The organism is Bradyrhizobium rifense, from assembly GCF_008123425.1.
GTDB classification, from domain to species: Bacteria; Pseudomonadota; Alphaproteobacteria; order Rhizobiales; family Xanthobacteraceae; genus Bradyrhizobium; species Bradyrhizobium rifense.
On sequence record NZ_VSSS01000136.1, the window covers coordinates 1 to 1,454 of the forward strand.

A 1,454-nucleotide genomic window follows, 5' to 3' on the forward strand; every position below is an offset into this window, starting at 1 on the left:
CTCTTTCGGTTCTGGCCTACAATCTAACAAGGGTCATGAACATCGTCGGGATCAAGCCGCTGATCGCTGCGATCGCGGCCTGAGACCGAACCGTCCTCGCTTCTCACCGCCCTCCCGCGGAAGGCGTTTTTACACGACCAAGACCTGCAGCGGACATTCGTCTCAGTTGAACGAACGAGAGGCAGAGAATACACTTTGGCTCTCCAGCCTTGTCTGCGCTGCGGACCACGAGCGTGAAGCAGGAGACCCATGACAGCACCAACAGTGCTCGGCCCCGGTGATGGTCATCTGGCAATACTGGGAGGCACCAGCGCCCGCTTTATGATCGATGGGGCAGACGCCGGGAAACGTTTTGCGCTTGTCGAGCATCCCATGCAGCCACGTGCTCTGGCAGCTCCCATGCACCGACATCATCGCGAGGACGAATATAGCTTCGTACTTGAAGGCAGCATCGGGGCTCTGCTCGGGGACTCCGTTGTGATTGGCAATCCCGGGGACCTGATCTTCAAGCCGCGCGAGCAATGGCATACGTTCTGGAACGCGGGCGACGCGCCGGCCCGCATCTTGGAAATCATATCGCCGGCTGGCTTCGAGAATTATTTCCGCGAGTTAGGAGCGGAGCTACTCAACGGTGCTCCTGATCCACAGCGGCTCGCGGCGCTTTGCGCGAGTTACGAGCTTGATATGGACCTGAGCAGCGTTCCCGGCCTCATCCAACGATTCGGAGTTCGCTTTCCGGGCGGGCCGCCCCAGCCGGCGCGCTGAGGTTTGCTTCTTAGCGAGTAGCGTGAGGACTTCCGGTTTCGAACAATTCGAACGCCCAGGCTCCTGCGCAGCAGAAGTGAGAACGGCCGCACCCGAAGCTCTTCCCAGCGGAGCGTCAGGTCTTCTCGGGGTAGGCGGGCAGGCGTGCGTGAATTCTGTCCACGGTGCCGGCACCTCCGGTCGAACCGGCCGGAGCGCCCCTGAACACCTTCGCTGGTCCAGAATAGGAACCGCGGCGTCCTTCGCATATTGAAGACCATCACGGATCCGACCTCTGGCCCTTGCCCGTGACAGAGAGACGCGACTGCGCTCCCGCCTTGGACGGGAGCGCCTCATGTTTGGATGGAACTGCTCTGATCGATGAGACCGGGGTAGAGCTGCCCGACATCGCTGTTGCGAGGAGCGAGGCCATCAAGCTCGCTGCCGGAGTGTTAAGGGAGGGCTTGGCGGGGCATTTTTGGGAGGGACATCCCTGGCAGCTTGTAGTCACCGACAGCTCGTCACCGACAGCCGGGACGACCTACTTCGCGTTCACCTTTTCTGTGAAGGAATCAGCTCTTCCTCGCCATCAGACCGAGATCACCTCTGGATATGGAATGCTGGCGCGGGTACTGGCCGCCATGGAGCCCGCCAACATAGAAGCAAGGTGTCATTCGGCCTGCAATATTGGCTCTGACGCATATTCGATG

The 1,454-nt window shown here is 60.4% G+C and carries 2 protein-coding genes; both read left to right on the top strand.

What is annotated here, in order from left to right:
* The first annotated feature begins 249 nt into the window (after window positions 1–249).
* Window positions 250–765, top strand: coding sequence for a cupin domain-containing protein (locus FXB40_RS47495; RefSeq protein ID WP_148779125.1), 516 nt, complete (start codon window positions 250–252; stop codon window positions 763–765).
* Window positions 766–1,103: 338 nt separating this feature from the next.
* On the top strand, window positions 1,104–1,454 hold a 351-nt coding region (locus FXB40_RS48855), incomplete at its 3' end, for a DUF6894 family protein (protein WP_210352251.1).

Coding starts and splice junctions, on each gene's coding strand:
- FXB40_RS47495 (WP_148779125.1), top strand. CDS start 250: ATGACAGCACCAACAGTGCTCGGCCCCGGTGATGGTCATCTGGCAATA.